The organism is Larkinella fluvii, assembly GCF_051857545.1.
Taxonomy (GTDB): Bacteria; Bacteroidota; Bacteroidia; order Cytophagales; family Spirosomataceae; genus Larkinella.
Genome location: NZ_JBPZHB010000004.1, coordinates 448509 through 465576, shown reverse-complemented (window position 1 = coordinate 465576; position 17068 = coordinate 448509). Strand labels below are relative to the sequence as shown.

Sequence of the window (17068 nt, the reverse complement as noted above, 5' to 3'; positions counted from 1 at the left end):
AACGCCCTGCCGGGCAATCACTTAGTTTTTAGTCAACAGCGCCAGGGCTTCCCCGGGCGTTGGCGTATCGGAATGGTGCCACTTGCCTTTTACTACCCCGCCACTGATCAGCCACAACCCGGGGTTGGAGCGAACGATGGTTTTCAAAACCGTCGCATCGGCTTTATAAACCGGGACGGAAAGCTGGTATTCGTGCCGGAAATCGTTGATTTCCTTATCACTTACCGACGTCAGAATCATCGGCATCACGTTTTTTTCCTCAACACCTTTCATTAATTTCCGGATGGCAGGCATGTCGCCAATGCTCAGATCGTCCAGTTCCCGGATAATCAGCATGAGTTTAGTGCCTTCAAAGGTGGCCTGTGTAAAGTCACCTTCGTCGTTCCAGACCCGGTAATCAGTGATTTTGGGCTTGGCCGATTCGTTCAGCAAAACCATTTCCTTGAATTTGTACGTCGTGTCGGTGGGGTATTTTTCCAGTTCCACTTCCTTCCCGTCTTTCTCCATTTTATACGAAAACCGCAACGGTTCCGAGGGTTGCATCTGGGTCGGAATGCTTTTTCCGACGGCATAGGGTAGTAAATCGAGCGGAGGTAAATGTTGAATGGCAAAAACGCCAATCCCGATTGAAACCACGGTGGCCATCCCGACCAGAAAACCGGTGGGCGTGTTGCGGAATACCTTCCGTTGCCAGATAATGACCAGAATCAGCACCAGGAGGAAAATGTCTTTGCTGAACGAGGTCCACGGTTTTAGCTTAATGGCATCACCAAAGCATCCGCAATCGGTTACTTTATTGAAATAGGCTGAATAAAAAGTCAGAAACGTAAAAAACACAATCAGGGCCAGCAGCACCCAGGAGGTCAGCTTAATCCGGTAGGACAGCAGCAGGGCTACCCCCAGCACCACTTCGGCGGCACAGAATATGACCGACAGAATAAGCGTGAAAGGAATCAGACCGTGAAAAAAGCCCGCCAGCGACGGCACGTCGAGCGCAAAAACTTCGAAATATTCGGTGAATTTAATCTGGGTGCCAACCGGGTCGTTGATCTTGATCAATCCCGAAAAAATAAAGATGGCTCCCACAATGAAACGGGCGGTTTGGGCCAGAATACGCTGCCAGAGCGCGGTTTTTCGAATGGGTGTGGTCCGGACTTTACTGGTGTTCATCGAGGTACAGAGTTTTCTACTACATCTAATTTTATCAAACAGAACACGGCATAATTAATCATGTCCATGTAGTTCGCGTCGACACCTTCCGAAATAAGGGTTTGTCCCTGGTTGTCTTCAATTTGTTTCGTGCGAAGCAGTTTCATCAGGATAATATCGGTCATCGAGCTGACCCGCATTTCCCGCCAGGCTTCGCCGTAATCGTGGTTTTTGGCAAACAACAACGCCATGACATTACTCACCTGCCGGTCATATAATGCCATGAGTTCGTCCACCGGAACCTCCATCTGGTCGCTGTCGGCCAGCTCCAGTTGAATCAGAGCCATGACGCAGTAGTTGATGATGCCCATAAATTCCGGGATCACCCCTTCCGCGACGCGCTGCGTCTGGAGTTCCTGTAAAGTCCGAATCCGTTGCGCTTTGATGTAAATCTGGTCCGTGATGGAGGGCAGTCGAAGAATGCGCCAGGCCGTACCGTAGTCTTTATTCTTTTTCTGGAAAACCTCTTTGCAGAGTTGAATGACTTGCCGATATTGAGCTTCGGTTTGCAACATACGTTGGAATCTTCAGTTATCAGTCTCCAGGAGCCACTCGTTTTCTACAGATGACTGAAGAAAGGCAACCGATGACTACCCACTAATTTCATGCCGAAAGTTAAGAAAAAAACGCTCAATCTCCGGGGAAATGTTCTGGACCTGACCACACCCATCGTCATGGGAATCCTGAACATCAACGCCGATTCGTTCTACGCCGGTAGCCGCATTCTCTCTGTCGATCAGGCGGTTGAGCGGGCAGGCATCATGCGTTCCGAAGGGGCTTCCCTGCTCGATATTGGCGGTTATTCGACCCGCCCGGGTGCGGCAGATATTAGCGAAGAAGAAGAAATAAACCGGGTTTTACCCATTATCGAAGCCCTGGTCCGTCACATTCCGGATGTGTGGATTTCGGTGGATACCTTTCGCTCCTCGGTCGCACGGCAGGCGGTTGAAGCGGGTGCGGTACTGATCAACGATGTTTCGGGGGGCACCCTGGATTTGCAGATGTTCGAAACCGTCGCCGGGTTGGGCGTTCCGTACGTCCTGATGCACATGCGCGGAACCCCGCAGACGATGACCCGATACACGTTTTACAACGATCTGGTGCCGGATGTTCTGTTTGAGTTGCAGCAACAACTGGCGACGTTGCGGGCCCTGGGGCAGAAAGACGTGCTGATCGATCCCGGTTTTGGATTCGCCAAAACACCGCAGCAGAATTTCCAGCTTCTGAACCAGTTGGAAGCGTTTCAGACGTTCGACGCGCCGGTGCTGGCTGGACTGTCGCGCAAATCGACCATCTGGCGCACATTGAACATTCAGCCCGAGGATGCGTTGAACGGAACAACGGTTTTGAATACGCTGGCCCTGACCAAAGGTGCCGACATTTTACGGGTCCATGACGTACGGGAAGCAATGGAAGCCATTACACTGGTTACAAGCTGTCAGCCAGCTTACTAGCAATGACAACCTGTACGCACCTGAACATTTAGACAATTAAGTATGAAAATTGGTTTTCTCGATATCGAATGGTTTGATGTGCTGGACGTTCTGTTGCTGGCCTTCCTGCTCTACCAGATTTATTTTCTGGTCAAAGGCACCATAGCAAGCCGGATTTTTCTGGGTTATCTGCTCGTCTATTTGCTCTATCTGGTGGCGAAAGCCATTGGGCTGGAGTTGTTGACCACCATTTTGGGGTATTTCATCAGCGTTGGGGCGCTGGCTTTGATTATCATTTTTCAGCAGGAAATCCGGCGGTTTTTGCTCATCATTGGCAAATCGACCAACATTGCCAACAGCCGGTTTGTGATGCGGTGGTTTCGCCAGCCTTCGGTGACCGAACCCACGACGCCCCTGAAACCGATCATCGATGCCTGCAAATCCATGTCGTCGGAATTTACCGGCGGGTTGATCGTCATTGCCAAAAATGACGATCTGGACAAATTCATTCAAACCGGCGACGGGCTGGATGCGTTGGTTTCGAAGCGACTGCTGCTTTCCATCGCCGGACAGTACAGCCCGCTGCGCGACGGAGCCGTCGTCATTTCCGAAGACCGGATTCGGGCCGCGCGATGTATTTTGCCCATTTCTGAAAATGACGAAATCCCGACAACAACGGGGTTCCGCCACCGGGCTGCCCTCGGTATTAGTGAAGTGACGGATGCCGCAGCCATCGCCATCTCCGAAGAGACCGGTCGTATTTCTCTGGCCATCGACGGCGAACTGTACCCCAACATTGCCTCCGCCGAACTGGAAGAAAAGCTCCAGCAGTATCTGATCGACCTGAATCGCGTCAAGCGACGGGAGAACGGAAAAGACGCTTCCGTGGAATAATCAAATGTTACTCATATTTTATTTTAATTAACTACCAATCAACGAACTAAAAAATACGAATACTTAAAAAACCGCTAGCTAACTTTGGCTATTTTATTGGGTGCTTTTGCATACAATTATAAATCCGGGGACGTAAACTGCATCGTAAATACGACGAATCAAATCATCAACTGCAACTTATGTTAACTCGAATTGAATATAACCAGCTCCCGCTACCCAAGAAAGCAGATTTACTTTGGCGTTACGGTCATCACCTGATGAATCGCTCCTCTCCTCCGTTTACGGTTCGTTTGTATGCCGTCGGCGATTTTTTCGTTGAAGCGTATTTTAGTAAGAGTCCGTATTACGAAGGCAACCATGAACTACAGCATGTTTTCTCGCTCCGTAGCCAGAATCGGCGGAAATCAAGAAGCCAGCATCCTTTTGAGCCTTATTTAGATCAAATCGACCTGCATCAGCTACTCCGGGGCTAATGGCTGGCGGTGTTTTAGCGAATGAGCCTGCCAGCTTTTCCGCAGGCAGACGTAAATACCCGTGCTGTTGGTGTAAAGCTTCCCCAGGTCACTGGCCATCAAAACAGTGGCCTGAGTACCTTCCAGCCAGGTGACCGGAAAGCTGACGGAAATCAGCGACGAAAACTGACGGGCTCTTACAGGAAATGGCTGGGTGTACGTTCCATAATTATCACTCAGCGACCCTTTTAACTGAAAAATATAAGTCGACCGGAAGCTACCCACCACCCCCAGGTGTATCACCCGCACGCGGTTGTTGTTCGTAAAGAAAAGGAGTTGTTCTTTATAGGAACGCGGCAGGTCCGGCTTGGCATCTAAAGCGGGAGTAATAAAAGGCGTTCCAATGGTCCGTCCACCATAAGACCAGCCGTCGATGTATTGACCGTGATTGAAATAATTATCAGAACCCCGTTTTTTATTTTCTGTACTGAATACAGAGCCCCCCTGGCTTTTGGTAAACAAAAACTCGACAACGGCCGTCTGAATTTGCCAGTTTTTGGTTGGCGGTTTTTCATTCCGAAAGCGCAATCCGTTTAGACCGTCGGCCAGGTTGGTCAAATAATAAAGCGATCCGTCTTCGTAGATGCTCTGGCGATAAAACAGCAGCGTAAATGATTTCCGGATGATTTCCAGACCCACGTCGACGGTGCCGAGGTGGTTTCCCACCCGGTTCCCCCGGTCGTTTTTACTGTATTCGGTGGTATCGACAGCATCGCCTTGGGCAGCCAGCGAAAGGCCGGTAATGGCATTCAGATAATTGGTAAAACCGGTGGGGAATCGCCCGTTTTTGATCACATCGTCCCCGGTAATAACCGTACTTCGACCAGCCCATTGCACCTGATGATTCAGCCCGCCATAGAACCGGACCGGCCAGTTCGGTTTTCCAATTCGACCGTAAAGGGCCTTTTGATGGAGATATGAATGCGTCACAGGTCCCTTGTTGTCAAACCAGCCGTGGGCATACAATCCCCGGAATGCGATCAGACCTTTGGTAAAACCGATGGGTGTATAGTCTGCCAGCGAAAGCTGGATTTTAGGCATCGGCAGGGCATTCCCCGACCAACTGTATGAGCCCGAACCGACGACCGTAGAATCCGCCAGCCCAATGGTTTCCCGACGCCGTCCGATGAGGAGTTCAAAAGCTCTCCATTTCCCTTTGACATACGCTTCGGGAACCAGCAAGGCCGATTTTGCCGCGACAATACCAACTCCTTCAAAACCATACCCCCAGGCTGTCTTAGGGTTTTTACCGGTATACTCGGCCTGGATGCCGGCGCGTGCTGTCAGGAACGGTGCCGTGTTCGGAACAATTCCGGATTGGTTGGTGTGAAACCAAAAGGGCGTTCGGTGTGCAGAACTACCGGATGCGCCCAGCTCGGCAAACAGTCGGATGGGCGGTTTTCTGATACCGTTTTCAATACGCGAAGAATCCTGGCTAAAAACAGAGGATGCCTTAAAAAAGAGACTAAACGTGATCAGAAAATGTATCCTCATACAGCATCGTGAAAAATAAACCCACCGGTTTACTTTAGACGCTGTTTCTATTCAGAAGTAATTGTTATCGGACTAACATTTTCAAATAAAAATAAAAAAACCACTTCCAGCTTTGCCGCTCCCACAGGAAGCCTGCAAAACCGGAAATGGTTTCCGATTGGGGTTGTATTTCTTTTATTTCGTAGGTGCTTTACCTGCGGCAACTTCTGCCAGCGAATCGGCTCCTACCAGTTTCTTATACAGGGTCAACGCCTGCGCAACGACCTGATCCATGTTGTAATAGCGGTACGTTCCCAAACGCCCCACGAAATACACATTCTGCTGTTGATCAGCCAGTTGCTTATATTTCCGATAAAGTTCGGCATTTTCCGGCATCGGCACCGGGTAATACGGATCGCCCTCCGATTGGGGGTACTCGAAGGTGATGCTGGTTTTGGTCGGGTGTTCCTGGCCCGTCAAATGCTTGTATTCCGTGATGCGGGTATAGGCATTGTCGTTCGGGTAGTTGACCACGGCCACCGGCTGGTGCCACTCTTCATTGAGGGTTTTGTGCTCAAATTGGAGGGAGCGATACGGGAGTTTACCGAAACAATGGTCGAAATATTCGTCGACCGGGCCGGTATAAATCAACTGATCGTATGACAAACTGTCTTTAACGTCTTTAAAGTCCGTCGCCAGCATCAGCGTAATATTCGGATGATCGACCATTTTTTCGAACATCTTCGTAAAACCGTGTAGTGGCATCGACTGAAATTGATCCGAGAAATACCGGTCGTCCTGATTGGTCCGGGTCGGAATCCGGGACGTCACGGATTTATCGAGTTCGGAGGGGTAAACCCCCCATTGCTTTTTGGTGTAATACTTGAAAAACTTCTCGTACAGATCGCGTCCTACCTGACTCACCACCACATCCTCCGACGTTTTGATATCCTCGACGGGCTCACCGACGGTTTTGAAGTATTCACCGAGTTCTTCGGACGTAAAGTTCTTGCCGTAGAGTTTATTGACGGTATCCAGGTTGATCGGAATGGGTAGCAACTGGCCCTCGACCGATGCCAGTACCCGGTGTTCATACGGACGCCATTCCGTGAAATTAGACAGATAACCAAACACTTCCGGCGAATTGGTGTGGAAAATATGCGGGCCGTAGAGGTGGATTAAAATACCGTCTTCGTTGTAATAATCGTAGGCGTTTCCGCCGATGTGGGGGCGCTTGTCGAGAACCAGAACTTTCTTTCCGGATTGGCTGGCCAGGCGTTCGGCCAACACACTACCGGCATATCCGGCTCCAACAATTGCAAAATCGTAATGCTGCATAAACAGACAAAAAGGGTGGTTTTTACGAGGTTAAAAGTAGTGATTTTTCTCCAATCAACCGTTGCAGGACGGTTTTCCTTATTTAACGTACCAAATACTTGCGCCGAACCGTATTGATGAGAAACTTTTTCTGGGTAGTAAAGCTTTCCGGATGCTGTTGATCAAACTCCGATTTCCAGGTGGCATACCGCGCGGGCTCCTGCTGTTTGAATTGCTTTTCGTCAATCTTCTTGCTACTCAGGTATTCTTCAAAAGTCATGGCGGACATGAAAGATGTTAGAAATGAGATATGAGACAAAACCGGGCAGACTGCCAATTTGACGCACAGCCGTGTTTACCCGGAATTGGTACAGGGTTTGAAAGTTGCATTTACAACTAAATTAATCCAGCCATGCAATTAAAACGCATATCAGATACCGGATCAGCCTCGATCCCCGGAGGCATCACCGAACAGGATGCTCCGCTGCTCGATGCCTACTCCAACACAGTAGTAAATGTAGCAAAAAAAGTCAGTCAGTCGGTGGTTCAGATCAAAGTAAGCGGTCGGGCCAAAGAAGGGCCACAACCCGTCCGGGGGCGTGGCCAGGCGGATGGTGGAACGGGTTCAGGTTTCCTTATATCGTCAGATGGTTACGTCATTACCAACAACCACGTGGTAGCTGGCGCGACCAAAATTGAAGTTGCCCTGCCCGATGGCCGGGATTTTGAAGCCACCCTCATTGGCCGCGACCCGGCCACCGACATTGCGGTTATCAAAATTTACGGCGAGGGACTCAAGGCCATTCGCTTCGCCGATTCCAAACAGGTGCAGGTGGGGCAAATTGCCATTGCGGTCGGCAATCCATACGGTTTTCAGTATTCGGTTACGGCGGGCGTTGTCAGCGCGCTGGGTCGGACGCTCCGGTCGGAATCCGGTCGGCTGATCGATGACGTGATTCAGACCGACGCGGCCCTGAATCCGGGCAACTCGGGCGGTCCGCTGGTCAATTCGCAGGGGGATGTTATCGGCGTCAACACCGCCGTGATTCTGCCCGCGCAGGGAATCTGTTTTGCGGTTTCGTCCAATCTGGCTGCCCTGGTAGCCGGAAAACTGATCATGCACGGGCGGGTTCGTCGCGGGTACCTTGGAATTTCTGGTCAACTCATCAACCTGACCGAACGCATTAAACAATACAACCACCTGAATGCCAAAACCGGGGTGATTGTCGTGAGCACCGAAGCGGACGGCGTTTCGTACAACAGCGAATTGCAGCAGGGCGACATTATTGTTGAATTCAACCGGCAGGCCGTTACTTCCGTCGATGATCTTCACAAACTTTTGACGGAAGAAACCATCGGTCAACGCATTCCGATGGCGGTTTTGCGGGAAAACTTCCGCCAGAGCGTCACAGTAATTCCGGGCGAAATCAAGTAAAGCAGGCATTAAAAACCCGGTCCGGAATCCCGACCAGCGACAAAGCTATACAGGATTCCGGACCGGGTTTTTATGATGGGCTATTTCTTTTTAAGTTGCTCGAAAACGTGAACGCCTTTTTTATTACCCACGGCGATGTCCGGCAATCGGTCACCGTTCATATCTTCCACGACAACGTGTAGACCTGCGCCGGAGTTGTTGTCGATCTCGTGTGGAATCCAGGAGGGGTTTTTACCGGGTTTGAACTCAAACCAGTATAAAACCGCCGGTTCTTCCCGTCCCGGATCATTGTCCGTTTTATTGTGGGCATAATACCGTTTCCCGGTTACCAGATCGGGCTTTTTGTCACCATTCATATCGACCAGCGCCAGGTTGTGCGTCTGGGAGATGGTCTTGTGAATTTCATGCGTCGTCCAGGTGGGATTTCCTTCTCCATCTTTCCCCTGTTCGTGCCACCAGATGCCGTATTTATGAGCCGATGAACTGATGACATCGTTCAAACCATCGCCGTTCACGTCCGTGATGTACATCTGCGCGCACTCTTCACCCAGTTTAGCGGGATGGAACGTCCAGTTGGAACGCTTCGGATCGGTCTGTCCTTCCCACCAGCCGGTATGGATCACGACGTCCATTTTTTTGTCGCCATTGACGTCGCCGAAGCCCAACCCGTGGGTATACATGTGCGTTCCGGGCGTATTTTCGCCCTTGCTGATCACAAACCGCTCCCATTCATCCGTAAAATTGTTGTCGGGTGACCGCAACCAGATGATTTCCTTGGCCGTCGGGTCGTTGCAAATGATGTCGGCCCGGCCATTGCCATCAACGTCCACAAACAGGGGCGACTCGTTGCCCACCGAGGAGTGGATGGGATGAACCTTCCAGAAACCGGGCTGGTTTTTCGGATTTTCGTGCCAAACCGCCGATTTACCGGGGAAATCGATCCGAATCATGTCCACCCAGCCGTCTTTGTTAACGTCCAGCGCGAAGTTCAGAAAGGAGTTACTGTAGCCCGTGCTGTACGAGAATTTTTCCGGTTTGGCCAGCTCGTGGGGCGTCCAGTTGGGGGCTTCAAACCAGTAAGCTCCGGCCATGACATCTTTTTTCCCATCTTTGTTGACATCTCCGATGGTGGCACCCTCGGCAATGAAATCGGTGGTCAGTACGCTTTTTTTGAACTGAAGCTCGGTTCCTTTCTGGGCATGGCCGGTCAGAATGCCCAGCGCCAGACAACTGGTCAGAAGCCAGCTTTTTCTGGTAAACGACGCCGTTGTAATCGCTATACTCATCATTTTTATCGCGGTTGAAATACGATGCTCTACTACCGTAGTAAGCAAACAAGCGGTTTTTTGTTCAATTCTACTCGGTTTCTTCGCCTGACCGGCAAATCCTGCCCTCAAAGAATTCAGCCCAAACCGGTTGAAAGAGCCCTCCTACTTTTCGTTGAAAAAAATCTCCAAACCGTCTTTGCCGGCAACCACAATGTCTAAACGTCCGGTACCGCGCAGGTCGGCGAGAGCGAAGTATATACCGGTTCCCTTGCCTTTGCCCGGCTGCCCGTAGGCAATGGTATGCTTTATAAATTCCTTGCCGTTCCAGGTGAAGTAATAAAGTCCCACGTCATCGTAAGCACCGGCATCCCCGTCGTTATGAGCGCGGTAGCGTTTGCCGGTAATGAGTTCCGGTTTTTTATCACCGTCAAGGTCGGCCCACTCCAGAACGTGGTATTGCGATGCTTTTTCGTCGATGCTGTGCTTTTTCCAATCGCGTTTGCCGCCTTCCAGGGTTTGTTCATACCAGTGCAACCCGTAGCCGTGTGCCTGCCCCACAATCAGATCGTTGCGTTTGTCACCGTTGACATCGACCACCAGAATTGGAACGCTGGCCTGTTTGCCCAGATCAAATTCAGGATGGAGCGTCCAGGGGCCTTTCTCTCGGTCGGCGGGGGCTTCGAGCCAGCCTTTACTCACGATAAAATCGCTGCGACCGTCGCCGTTCACATCGCCCAGACCCAGGCCGTGATCCTGCGTCGGGGCCACGTCGACCTGCCTGAACGTGCCTCCTTTTTCCAGTTTGAAATATTTCAGCGGATGCTTCGGATTGTTGGGAACGATTTCGATGACGCCATCGCCGTCGACATCCCAGGCGCGGGTGGTTTCCACATTGCCAACTTTGCCGATGTCGTGAACTGCCCACAAATCCTTTTTACCAATACCGGGGTTTTCGAGCCATTTCAGGTTCTCACCAAACCAGCCGCCGGTTACAATGTCGGCATTTCCATCACCATTGACGTCCAGCGGAATGGTCGAAAAGTCATCATAATATTGATCGAACCGTTTCTGGTTGCCAATCAAATACCGTTTGCGAAAAAGCGCCTTAGGATCAGCGGAGTTTTCATACCAGAAATCACCCGAAACCAAATCCGGGCGACCATCCTTGTTGATGTCGACGACACCCACGGTTTCGTAGCTTTCGGCCGCCACAAAATAGCGGCTAAACTGAATCTCTCTGGAGTCGGTTGCCAGCGAAACCCAACCTGCCAGGGCGATGGATAGGACACTTATCTTCATGCCTGCAAGTTTATAAATAATCTGGGTTTATTACTCAACCCACAAAACCAATCCTTTCAAATAACCGCCTTCCGGGTGAAATAAATTGACCGGATGGTCGGCGGGTTGGCTCAAATGGTGCAAAACGCGCACCTGCCGCCCGGCCTCGATGGCAGCCGCCACCACGGTATTGTAGAATAACTCCCGGTCGATGACCTGCGAACACGAAAACGTGAAAAGAATCCCACCCTTTGCCACCCGGCGCAACCCCTCGGTATTCAGCCGCTTGTAGCCCTGGACGGCCCGATGCCGCGCCGACAAACTCTTGGCGTAGGCAGGCGGGTCCAACACGACCACATCGTACTGATCGTCGTGGGCGTGGAGGTATTTCATCACGTCATCCGCATACGCTTCGTGCCGGTTTGCCACCTCGGTTTCACCAAAATTCAGGGCCACGTTGCGGTTAGTCAGGTCGATGGCTTTCTGGGAAGCATCCACGGAATGCACCAGGGTTGCCCCGGCCTTTAGCGCATAGACGGAAAAACCGCCCGAATAACAGAAGGCGTTCAACACCTTTTTCCCGGCGGAATAATGCGCCAGCAATTTCCGGTTGTCGCGCTGATCGAGGAAAAAACCGGTTTTTTGCCCGGTGATCCAATCGACCAGAAACCGGTGGCCGTTTTCCATTACCTCATGCGGCACGTCCGCCCGGCCAAAGCGGTAGGCATTCTGGATGGTGGCCGCATAGTCGTCGGGCAACGTTTCGGCACTTTTGTCATATACGGCCAGGAGTTGCTCTCCAAACACATTTTTCAGTGCTTCCGTAATCAGGTTCCGTTCGCGGTGCATCCCGATGGAGTGGGCCTGCAAAACCGCAACTCCGTTGTAGATGTCAATGATCAGACCCGTACAACCGTCACCCTCGCCGTGAACCAGCCGGTAACAATTGGTATCCGGCGGCAAAATGGCCGTTCGGATGCTTCGAATGGCAGTCAGTTTCGTGGTCCAGTACGCAACATCTGGAATAACGGGCTGAAAAGAGAAAATGCGGACCAGAATGCTGCCGTTGTGAAAATGGCCAGTCGCCAGATAAGTCCCTTTTTTGTCCAGCACTTCCACCACGTCACCGTCCTGGGGTTCGCCTTCGGTCCTAACCACGGCTCCGGAAAACACCCAGGGATGAAACCGACGGATGGCTTCCTCACGCCCGGGACGCAGGTATATTTTGGGTAAATTCATTTTTTTTGACTCGTTGAATGGGCGAAACTACAAAATTCACGGCCCATTGGCATTACGTCCCTCCGGACTTTCGTCAGCATCGACCCCGAATCAGGCTTACTCTTCCGGTCGGACATTGAACAGGCGTTTCCACCAGCTCTGTTTTTCTTCGGTCTCCTCTTTTCCGTCAACAGCCGTTGCGGCATCCTTTGCCAGTTTTTCCAGATCGGGTTGTCCGGCATCCACCCAGCAGGTATACCAGAAATCACCGACCATTTTAACCGACGCCCGCATCTGCCGCTCTACCTGGCCGCGCAGACGTTCGTGGTATTTTCGGGAAAAATCGTCGGTATAAACCTTCACGGTTTGGCCATTGCGCTCTTCAAAACCGTATTTCCGGGTTTCGCCTACCTGGTCGGTGAGTTCTTTTTCAAACCGCAAGACCGAGTCCAGCGCGGCATGGGCGTCGAAAGCCGCCCGCCAGGCCGCTTTCTGGGGTGAGGTCACATAGGTGGCCGAACCGGTAAAAAAGTCATATTCCGTGCTGAACAATTCCGGTAGTCTCGATTCCCAGAAACCGTGAATACCCTGCTGTCCCGACAGTTGGCCATTGTAGTTGCGGGTGGTATGCAGTGGCACATTCGCATCGGCAATGTAATGGCCCAGGTCGGCCGAAATTTTCAGGATGCGTTTCGCGTCGCGGGCCTTGAATGCTTCGGTCAATTGAAATTTGGCCAATTGGATATGCCACGGCACAATTCCGTGCAGGGCCAGGGTATCTTCTCCATAGCGCTCCGTAGCCTGCTTCCAGGAACGCGGCAAGGTGGTCTTCGTCGTATCGGGATAAGCGTCCAGGTCGATGAAATGCCGGGGTGCTTCTCCGGCAACAGCATACCGCCTTTTGTCGGGGTTGACCGCGTTCTCGGTCAGGTAGTCGATGTGCTTCTTATAAAAGGCCAGCATCTCCGGCGGTAAGGTAAACACCGCCAGCCGGTTGATGCGCTTGTGGGCGTAAAACCCCCATTGCGGTTTTGCAAACGGCCGTGAATGGGCCACCATTGCGAAAAAAAACAACAGAAATACTTGATTCGAAATATTTATACGATACCTTTGTTCAAACATAGCACTTTAACAAGAAAAGTTTCTACTTTATTTATAAAAGAGTGTGTTGTTCAGAATAATATTTGGAATAACATCAATTTCACAATCATCATGAAACGCAAATCCATTGGCTACAGCCTAATTCTTTTCTTCTTCGGAGTTTTTGGCCTTGTTATCTACGGTGCCTACTCACCTGCCAGAAAAGCCCAAAAACAGCAAATTGTCTGCTTTAAATTCAAAGAAGGCACTAAAAATGAAGCGATTGAGCAACATATGCGTGAGTTTGCCGCTTTAAAGCATGAAATTCCTCAGATCATTTCTTACACCTCCGGGAAGACTTTAAACGGGGTTAGCGGCAGTTCTTCCGAGTATGATGTGATGCACTACCTCACTTTCCAGAGCGAAGCTGACATTGAGACGTTCAACAAGAACCAAAAGCAACAGGAGTTCGTAAAAAATAATCAGGGAAGTTGGGATAAGGTATTCACCATCAATTCAGATATACGCCAGTAACCCGCCGGAATCACTCCGGTGATTCAACATTAATTTGCATAGTTTCTCGTAAATCCCTACTTTTGCGGATATTTCTGAGAAACTGTATACTGTACTAATAAGCAATGGCAAATCATAAGTCGGCATTGAAGCGGGTCCGGGCAAACGAAAAGAAACGTTTGTTGAACCGTTTCCAACACAAAACGACCCGTTCACTGATCAAGCGTTTGCGGCTAACAACCGACAAGGTGGCTGCAACTGAATTGTATAAAACGGTGTCATCGCTGCTGGACAAACTGGCAAAGCGGAATATTATTCACAAAAACAAAGCGTCTAACAACAAGTCGAAACTGGCGAAACTCGTCAACGGACTGGCTGTTGCTGCTTAATTAATTTCGTATTGGAAAACCGCCCGGGCGGTATGTCAATACGCACAAAAACGTTAGAAAAACCTTATCTGATTTCGTTCAGGTAAGGTTTTTTTTTGCCCCTCCACACCCACCGAACCATGACTTACGAAAATTCCCGCAAAATCCGGAGCTGGGCGGAAGAAGACCGCCCCCGCGAAAAACTGATGTTCAAAGGCCGGGCCGCGCTCTCCGACGCCGAACTTATTGCCATCCTCATCGGTTCCGGCACCCGCGATCTGTCCGCCGTCGACGTAGCGAAGGTAATCCTGCAAAGTGTGGGCCATAACCTCAACGATCTGGCCCGGCTGAGTGTCAAGGATTTGTCGAAGTTCAAAGGCATTGGCGAAGCCAAAGCCATCAGCATCGTTGCGGCACTCGAACTGGGCCGACGGCGCAAAGAACAGGACCGTCCGCTGCGGTTGCGCATCACCAGTTCCCGTGATGCCTACGAAGAGATAAAACCGCATCTGCTGGACAAGCAACACGAAGAATTCTGGATTTTGCTGCTGAATCGCGCGAACGAAGTGATCCGGCCCGTTCAGATCAGTTCCGGCGGGGTTTCGGGCACGGTGGCTGACCCCAAGCTGATTTTCAAACACGCGCTCGAACAACTGGCCAGCGCCCTGATTTTGGTTCACAATCACCCCTCCGGCAATCTGGCAGCCTCCCAGGCGGATCGGGACCTAACTAAAAAACTGAAAGACGCCGGGCGATTGCTCGATATTCCCATCCTCGATCATCTGATTTTTACGGATCAGTCGTATTTGAGCTTTGCCGACCAGGGAATTTTATGAGGCCGCTGTGGTAAAAGATAGCCAAAAAAAGACCGGTACGATTCATAAAATCATACCGGTCACCGTCTAACTACTCGATCCTATCAGGTTATTTTCTCAGATTTACCGTAATCACGGCCTCTTTGGGGGTGCCGTCCGGTTTGGTTCCCGGAAAAGGCTGAACGTCCGACAACGTTACTTCATAGTTTTCGGTCCCCAACTGAACCGTCATCACATCGCGGTTTTTCAACTGGGTTCCGCACTGCCCGATGCACAATTCGCCCGATTGAGACTGCGTTTCGCTTTTCAGTGTAAACTTCACCTGCGCGTTCCCGAACCACACACAATTGGCATTGTAAGGGCATCGGCTGTCGGAAATGCTGTCGACATTCAGGGTTACATCCTGTTTAACCCGGGCCAACTGGTTCACTTTCACCGTTACGGCCTGAGCGTCTTCGGCAGGTGTTGGCGTTACTTTATTCTCTTTCTCGCAACCGGCTGCCAGCAAGCCGATCAGCAGGAATCCATACAAACTTTTAAATGGTGTCATTTGTTGTTATCGTTTGTCTGAATGACCCCATTCCAGGAACCATGGTTGGAACCTTTTTGATTTTTTTCGCTTTTTTTCACCTACCCCAATTCTTGAAAAACCGCAAATCTATAGTTCTGGTCAATAAAAAAGGGCCTAAACAGGCCCTTTTTAACAATGAAATATGAATGATGCTGCCAGCGGGTTCCGAGACGGGTAAAGCCTGCAACAAACGGTTGCGAACTGAGTCTTAGTACTTCCGTTCTTTGTTTTCCAGCCAGCGACCCGCAATGAATGCCGCAGTTAATAAAACAATATAAAAAACGATGGTTACGATAGTCATGAACATAGTAGTACCGGTTTATGAATTGTTGACGCAAAAATAGTAAAAACTGAACGGGAAGCGCACACGCAAAGCGATTAATCCATCACTTTATTACAAATAATCGTTCCCGCCCGGTTACAGTACCCCCTTGGTACTCGGTAGGGTATCCAGTTCTTTCAGATCGCGTTTGACGGCCATCTTGATCGATTTGGCAAAAGCTTTAAAGATCGATTCGATTTTGTGGTGCTCATTCTCCCCTTCCACTTTGATGTTCAGATTGCAGAGGGCCGCGTCGGAAAACGACTTGAAGAAATGAAAGAACATTTCCGTTGGCATTTCGCCAATTTTCTCCCTTTTGAAATCAGCGTCCCACACCAACCACGGGCGTCCCGAGAAATCGATTCCCACCTGGGCCAGGGCTTCATCCATCGGCAGCAAAAAACCGTACCGGCTAATGCCCCGTTTGTCACCCAGGGCTTTGCGATACGCTTCGCCCAACGCCAGAGCGGTGTCTTCAATCGTATGGTGTTCGTCAATATGGAGGTCCCCTTTCACCCGAATGACCAGATCGGAACCGGAGTGACGGGCCACCTGGTCGAGCATATGATCGAAGAAGCCAATACCGGTTTCGATCGTAGCCCGACCGCGCCCGTCCAGATTCAGTTCAACGTGGATTTGGGTTTCGTTGGTATGGCGGTCCACAACGGCCGTCCGGGCCGGTAACTTCAGCAGTTCATAAATCAGATCCCAGTTGTCGGTCGACAGCGCCAGGGCCTTCTGCATGTCGTCGGTCATGCCTTCCGTGGGGTCCTGCGGAGCAATCAGAATGGCTTTGGCACCCAGATTGACCGCCATTTGAATATCCGTCAGCCGGTCACCGATCACGTAGCTTTCCGGCAGGTTATAGGCCTCCGTCAGGTATTCCGTCAACATACCGATTCCGGGTTTGCGGGTCGATGCGCCTTCGTGGGGGTACGTCTTGTCAATATGAACGGCTTTGAAATGGATATTTTCCCCTTCCAGGGTTTTCATCATTTTGTAGTGGGCAGGCCAGAACGTATCCTCCGGAAAAACCGCCGTTCCTAAACCGTCCTGGTTGGTAACCATCACCAGTTCGAAGTCGGTTTCTTCGGCAATTTTGCGCAGATTGGAAAGCACTTTCGGAATGTATTCCAGTTTTTCCAGCGAATCTACCTGCTGGTCGGGCTGAGGTTCGAAGATGATGGTACCATCCCGGTCAATGAACAGAACTTTCTTCATAAGGCTTTTTAGTGGTATGCAAAGGTAGCGAATGCATCAACTGGAACGGCATTTCTGCTTTTTTTTACTACTATTGTACCCAAATAGACTCCCCTACCTATTTTATCTTTAGATAAATATTAAAAATAGATACGTAACTAA

At 50.6% G+C, this 17068-nt stretch carries 18 protein-coding genes; 7 read left to right on the top strand and 11 right to left on the bottom strand.

All coding sequences use genetic code 11. From position 1 onward, the window contains the following. Positions 1-21: 21 nt before the first annotated feature. Together ACS5NO_RS12380 and ACS5NO_RS12375 are read right to left on the bottom strand one after the other, a co-directional pair. Positions 22-1170, bottom strand: a complete 1149-nt coding sequence (locus ACS5NO_RS12380; protein ID WP_439415434.1) for a BT_3928 family protein — start codon at positions 1168-1170, stop codon at positions 22-24. Then, on the bottom strand, positions 1167-1724 hold the full coding sequence (locus ACS5NO_RS12375) for a DUF1599 domain-containing protein (protein WP_439415433.1): 558 nt from the start codon (positions 1722-1724) through the stop codon (positions 1167-1169). The genes ACS5NO_RS12380 and ACS5NO_RS12375 overlap by 4 nt, the downstream gene beginning before the upstream one ends. 90 nt (positions 1725-1814) lie before the next feature. On the opposite strand from ACS5NO_RS12375, the gene folP reads away from it, so the two are divergent. From folP to ACS5NO_RS12360, 3 genes are all read left to right on the top strand, one after another. After that, positions 1815-2663 carry a dihydropteroate synthase gene (gene folP, locus ACS5NO_RS12370; RefSeq protein ID WP_439415432.1) on the top strand — a complete coding sequence of 283 codons (849 nt, stop codon included), beginning with the start codon at positions 1815-1817 and terminating at the stop codon, positions 2661-2663. A 42-nt stretch (positions 2664-2705) separates the two neighbouring features. Further along, positions 2706-3536 carry a diadenylate cyclase CdaA gene (gene cdaA, locus ACS5NO_RS12365; protein WP_138994144.1) on the top strand — a complete coding sequence of 277 codons (831 nt, stop codon included), beginning with the start codon at positions 2706-2708 and terminating at the stop codon, positions 3534-3536. Positions 3537-3793: 257 nt separating this feature from the next. Beyond that, positions 3794-4009 (top strand): hypothetical protein, encoded by a 216-nt coding sequence (locus ACS5NO_RS12360; protein WP_439415431.1) that lies wholly within the window; start codon positions 3794-3796, stop codon positions 4007-4009. On the opposite strand, the gene ACS5NO_RS12355 is transcribed toward ACS5NO_RS12360, so the two are convergent. The 3 genes from ACS5NO_RS12355 to ACS5NO_RS12345 all read right to left on the bottom strand — a co-directional run bounded on the left by ACS5NO_RS12355 (position 3995) and on the right by ACS5NO_RS12345 (position 7118). Continuing rightward, the gene (locus ACS5NO_RS12355; RefSeq protein ID WP_439415430.1) at positions 3995-5542 is read right to left on the bottom strand and encodes a capsule assembly Wzi family protein; all 1548 of its coding nucleotides are present in this window, start codon (positions 5540-5542) and stop codon (positions 3995-3997) included. The genes ACS5NO_RS12360 and ACS5NO_RS12355 overlap by 15 nt on opposite strands. Positions 5543-5716: 174 nt before the next feature. After that, positions 5717-6859: a UDP-galactopyranose mutase gene (gene glf / locus ACS5NO_RS12350; protein ID WP_439415429.1), complete on the bottom strand. Its 1143-nt coding sequence runs from the start codon at positions 6857-6859 to the stop codon at positions 5717-5719. Positions 6860-6941: 82 nt separating this feature from the next. Then, positions 6942-7118, bottom strand: a complete 177-nt coding sequence (locus ACS5NO_RS12345; protein WP_439415428.1) for a hypothetical protein — start codon at positions 7116-7118, stop codon at positions 6942-6944. 132 nt (positions 7119-7250) lie between these two features. Here ACS5NO_RS12345 and ACS5NO_RS12340 point away from each other — a divergent pair, with 132 nt between their 5' ends. After that, positions 7251-8273: a S1C family serine protease gene (locus ACS5NO_RS12340; protein ID WP_439415427.1), complete on the top strand. Its 1023-nt coding sequence runs from the start codon at positions 7251-7253 to the stop codon at positions 8271-8273. Between the two features lie 80 nt (positions 8274-8353). Here the strand turns inward: ACS5NO_RS12340 and ACS5NO_RS12335 are convergent, their stop codons facing one another. From ACS5NO_RS12335 to ACS5NO_RS12320, 4 genes are all read right to left on the bottom strand, one after another. After that, positions 8354-9559, bottom strand: a complete 1206-nt coding sequence (locus tag ACS5NO_RS12335) for an FG-GAP repeat domain-containing protein (RefSeq protein ID WP_439415426.1) — start codon at positions 9557-9559, stop codon at positions 8354-8356. A gap of 144 nt (positions 9560-9703) precedes the next feature. After that, positions 9704-10840: an FG-GAP repeat domain-containing protein gene (locus ACS5NO_RS12330; protein ID WP_439415425.1), complete on the bottom strand. Its 1137-nt coding sequence runs from the start codon at positions 10838-10840 to the stop codon at positions 9704-9706. Between the two features lie 30 nt (positions 10841-10870). Continuing rightward, positions 10871-12058, bottom strand: a complete 1188-nt coding sequence (locus ACS5NO_RS12325) for a class I SAM-dependent rRNA methyltransferase (protein WP_439415424.1) — start codon at positions 12056-12058, stop codon at positions 10871-10873. A gap of 96 nt (positions 12059-12154) precedes the next feature. After that, positions 12155-13096, bottom strand: coding sequence for a zinc dependent phospholipase C family protein (locus ACS5NO_RS12320; protein WP_439415423.1), 942 nt, complete (start codon positions 13094-13096; stop codon positions 12155-12157). Between the two features lie 153 nt (positions 13097-13249). Here ACS5NO_RS12320 and ACS5NO_RS12315 point away from each other — a divergent pair, with 153 nt between their 5' ends. From ACS5NO_RS12315 to radC, 3 genes are all read left to right on the top strand, one after another. Further along, positions 13250-13651, top strand: coding sequence for a Dabb family protein (locus ACS5NO_RS12315; RefSeq protein WP_439415422.1), 402 nt, complete (start codon positions 13250-13252; stop codon positions 13649-13651). A 104-nt stretch (positions 13652-13755) separates the two neighbouring features. Further along, positions 13756-14019 (top strand): 30S ribosomal protein S20, encoded by a 264-nt coding sequence (gene rpsT, locus ACS5NO_RS12310; RefSeq protein ID WP_114409604.1) that lies wholly within the window; start codon positions 13756-13758, stop codon positions 14017-14019. A 119-nt stretch (positions 14020-14138) separates the two neighbouring features. Next, complete coding sequence (radC, locus tag ACS5NO_RS12305) at positions 14139-14834, top strand: RadC family protein (RefSeq protein ID WP_439415421.1); 696 nt, start codon at positions 14139-14141, stop codon at positions 14832-14834. A gap of 88 nt (positions 14835-14922) precedes the next feature. Here radC and ACS5NO_RS12300 read toward each other — a convergent pair whose 3' ends face one another. Beyond that, positions 14923-15363, bottom strand: a complete 441-nt coding sequence (locus ACS5NO_RS12300; RefSeq protein WP_439415420.1) for a hypothetical protein — start codon at positions 15361-15363, stop codon at positions 14923-14925. Positions 15364-15802: 439 nt separating this feature from the next. Next, a complete protein-coding gene (hisB, locus tag ACS5NO_RS12295) occupies positions 15803-16927 on the bottom strand; it encodes a bifunctional histidinol-phosphatase/imidazoleglycerol-phosphate dehydratase HisB (protein WP_439415419.1) in 1125 nt (374 codons plus the stop codon). Positions 16928-17068: the final 141 nt, after the last annotated feature.